Source organism: Oscillibacter sp. CU971, assembly GCF_905219725.1.
GTDB lineage: Bacteria > Bacillota > Clostridia > Oscillospirales > Oscillospiraceae > Oscillibacter.
In genome coordinates this window covers 1-3563 of record NZ_CAJMXG010000261.1, presented here as the reverse complement: position 1 = coordinate 3563, position 3563 = coordinate 1, and the positions used below count along the sequence as shown (strand labels likewise).

General features: G+C 65.0%; 6 protein-coding genes. 4 read left to right on the top strand and 2 right to left on the bottom strand.

The window, feature by feature from the left end:
* On the bottom strand, nt 1-581 hold a 581-nt coding region (locus JX325_RS18225), incomplete at its 3' end, for a permease prefix domain 1-containing protein (RefSeq protein WP_243414094.1).
* The gene (locus JX325_RS13715; protein ID WP_204791657.1) at nt 578-910 is read right to left on the bottom strand and encodes a PadR family transcriptional regulator; all 333 of its coding nucleotides are present in this window, start codon (nt 908-910) and stop codon (nt 578-580) included. The genes JX325_RS18225 and JX325_RS13715, both read right to left, overlap by 4 nt.
* Nucleotides 911-1042: 132 nt before the next feature.
* Between JX325_RS13715 and mutY the strand changes: the two genes are divergently transcribed.
* From mutY to JX325_RS13700, 4 genes are all read left to right on the top strand, one after another.
* Nucleotides 1043-2086, top strand: a complete 1044-nt coding sequence (gene mutY, locus JX325_RS13710; RefSeq protein WP_243414093.1) for an A/G-specific adenine glycosylase — start codon at nt 1043-1045, stop codon at nt 2084-2086.
* Between the two features lie 8 nt (nt 2087-2094).
* Nucleotides 2095-2559, top strand: a complete 465-nt coding sequence (locus JX325_RS18220) for a PF20097 family protein (RefSeq protein ID WP_243414092.1) — start codon at nt 2095-2097, stop codon at nt 2557-2559.
* A 31-nt stretch (nt 2560-2590) separates the two neighbouring features.
* Nucleotides 2591-3178, top strand: a complete 588-nt coding sequence (locus JX325_RS13705; protein ID WP_204791655.1) for a thymidine kinase — start codon at nt 2591-2593, stop codon at nt 3176-3178.
* On the top strand, nt 3175-3563 hold a 389-nt coding region (locus JX325_RS13700), incomplete at its 3' end, for a 4Fe-4S cluster-binding domain-containing protein (protein ID WP_204791654.1). The genes JX325_RS13705 and JX325_RS13700, both read left to right, overlap by 4 nt.

The window sequence follows — 3563 nt, the reverse complement described above, 5'->3', positions numbered from 1 at the left end:
GTCCCCGTCCCGCCCCGCTCGTTCCACAGCTCACTCCGGCTGGCCAGCCCATCCGCCGCGATGCCGAAGGGCAGCCGGTCATACATACAGGCCAGCACCATGGCCGCCCGCTGTCCGTCTTTCTCCCCCACGTACACCTGGTAAATCCGCAGGATATCGTTTCCAACCTCCGCCCGGATGTCCAACGCTTCCTCGGCTTCCACGTCTTTCAGACCGCCGATGGAGATGGCCGTCGACGGGCAAATTCGTGCCTCCAGACTGCNCCAGACATTGGACAGCATCCCAAACCCCAGCAGGGCCTGGATACACATCACCACGGTCAACGCTACCGCCGCCCGGCCAATCCACAGCCAGCCCTTGCCCCGGTACTGCCTGGCCATCTCCCGGCCAATCTCCGCCGGGTCCCCCATGGCCTCCAGGCACCGCGCTTCCGCCAGTTCCGCATCCCAGCCCATCTCCAAAAGGGCCTCCATCCGGTCCTCCACATGCTCCTCCAGCTCCTGGCGGACGTTCTCCCGCTCCTGGGCCGTCAGCCGCCCCAGGGGCGAGAGCACCTGGTCCAAAAACTCCTGCCGGGTCATACGGCCTCCGCGCCGCCCCGCAGCACGTCGTTCACCGCNCCGGAGGACCGCCTCCAGGCGGCCTCCTCCTCCCGGAGGGCCGCCTGGCCCTTCCGGGTGAGGTGGTAGTATTTCCGCTCCCGCCCCGTGGGGGCCTGCTTCCGGTAGGCCTCCACAAAGCCCTCCTGCTCCAGCCCGTGGAGCACCGGATACAGCGTCCCCTCCTTCATGTCGAAGGTGTGGTTGGACCGCCGGGCCAGCTCCACAATCATCTGATACCCGTACATATCCTCCCCCGCCAGCAATGAAAGCGCCAGCAGCCGGGTATGCTCAATGGCCTGTTTCTTCATCGCGTCCGCCTCCTGATACCTAGAATTTCTATGCTTATTATACATAGTATTTCTAGGTATGTCAAGCCCCTGGAAAAAACTCTGTCCATCTTTTGAAATCTGTGCTATAATCTCCCCATGAACGAAAACGCTATGACATTATCGCGGCTCCCGCCGCCGCTGCTGGCCTGGTACCGGGCCAGCGCCCGGGACCTCCCCTGGCGGAAAACCCAAGACCCCTACCGCATCTGGGTCTCGGAAATCATGCTTCAGCAGACCCGGGTGGCGGCGGTGCTGGGCTACTACGCCCGGTTTTTGGAGGCCTTCCCCACGGTGGAGGCCCTGGCCTCCGCACCGGAGGAGCACCTGATGAAGCTCTGGGAGGGCCTGGGCTACTACAGCCGGGCCCGGAACCTCCAAAAGGCCGCCAAGCTGGCGGTGGAACGGGGCGGCTTTCCCGACACTTACGAAGGGCTTCTGGAGCTCCCCGGTATCGGGGACTACACCGCCGCCGCCATCGCCTCCGCGGCCTTTGCCCGGCGGGAAGCGGCGGTGGACGGCAACGTCCTCCGGGTTGTCACCCGCCTGACGGATGACCACAGCGACGTTGCCCTCCCCCAGACGAAAAAAGCCATCCGCTCCCAGGTCCAGAATATTTTCCCGGAAGCCGAGACGGACGCGCGGATTTTCAACCAGTCCCTCATGGAGCTGGGGGCCACGGTCTGCGTGCCGAACGGCCCGCCGAAATGCCTCCTCTGCCCCGTCCGGGACCTCTGCCTGGGCCGGGCCCGGGGCACNGCGGAGAGCCTGCCNGTAAAGGCCCCGAAAAANTNCCGCCGGGTGGAGGACAAGACGGTGTTCCTCCTCCTCCGGCAGGGCCGCGCGGCCCTGCGGAAGCGCCCGGCCTCCGGCCTACTGGCGGGGCTGTGGGAGTTTCCCAACGTGGAAAGCGCCCTGGACGAGCCCGCCGCCGGGCGGGCGGTTCGGAACTGGGGCCTGGAGCCGGTTGCCTGGAAACGCCGCCTGACGGCAAAGCACATTTTCAGCCACGTAGAGTGGCACATGACCGGCTACGCCCTGGAGGTCTCCGGGGAAGGGCCGGAGGATTTCACCTGGGTGGATACCCTGGAGCATCACGCCGTCCCCTCGGCCTTCTCCCGCTTCACGGAGGAGGTCCGGCGGGAGCTGGAGGAATAGGAGGGCCTATGCCGTTTTGGAAGCAGAGCGAGGACCCCTGGGACCGGAAGCCGGACAAGCCCCGCCGGGAGCCTAAGGAGCCGCAAGCAAATCCCCTTGACAGCCTGAAAGCCTGGAACGAGGAGCGCAAGGCCAAGGCGAAGGAAAAAGAAGAGGCCAAGCGCCTCCCGCCGGAGCCCTGCCCCTGGTGCGGGAAGGACATGGAGCAGGGTTTTATACTCGGCGGACGGGACGGCGTCCACTGGTATCCCGGCATCTACAAGGGCGGCCTGTTNCNGGGCCTGGACTACGCCGGCGGGATCGACGTGCTGGACGAGGGCGGCCTGTGGCACGGCCTCTATAAAACCACCTGGCTCTGCCGGGACTGCAAGAAGGCCGTCTTTACCATGCCGGACCCGCCGGAGCTCTACGACCCCTTCGCCGTCCCGGCGGAAACGGAAGAAACGAAAGAGGAGGAAAAGAGCGCGGAATAATCTGCCGAATCCGATCGCTTTTTGTATTTTTATGGCGCAATTATACTTTAAGTATGGAGCCATGGGCTCCAGCAAGTCCGCCAACGCCCTGATGGCCCGCTTCAACTACGAGGAGCGGGGCCAGAAGGCCCTGATGGTCAAGCCCCGGCTGGACGCCCGGGACGGGGAGCACATGGTCTATTCCCGCATTGGCCTGAAATACCCCTGCGTGTACTTTGACGAGATGCAAGCACTCACCATCATGGAGCTCCAGCAAAACGCCTGCATCATCGTGGACGAGGCCCAGTTCCTCACCCGGGAGGAGGTCATGTACCTGGTCTATCTGGTAGACGACCTGGACATCCCCGTCATGTGCTATGGCCTCCGGGCGGACTTCAAGGGGGACCTGTTCCCCGGCAGCTATCAGCTCCTGGTCATGGCGGACAAAATCGAGGAGGTCAAGACCATCTGCTGGTGCGGCAAAAAGGCCACCTTCAACGCCCGCTTTGACGAAAACGGCACGGTCCTCAAGGAGGGGGAGCAGGTGGTCCTGGGGGCCAACGACAAATACATCGGCCTCTGCCGCCGCCATTGGATGGAAGGCAATCTGGGACCGGACTTTGACGTGGAGGCCCTATGACCTGCGCCCTCTGCCCCCGGAACTGCCGGGGGCCGCGGACGCCGGACCGTCCCGGCGGCGTCTGCGGCCAGCCCTCGGCCCCCGTCGTCGCCCGGGCGATGCTCCACCAGTGGGAGGAACCCTGCCTCGTCGGGGAGCACGGGGCGGGAGCCGTTTTTTTCTCCGGCTGCAATCTCCGCTGCGCCTACTGCCAGAATAAGCCCATCTCCCAGGGCGGCGTGGGGAAGCCCGTTTCCGTCTCCCGCCTCCGGGAAATCTTCCGGGAGCTCATCGCCGGAGGGGCGGCCTGCCTGGACCTGGTGACCCCCACCCACTTCGCCCCCGCTATTTTAGAGGCCCTGGGGGACGGGCCCTGGCCCGTCCCGGTGGTGTGGAACTGCGGGGG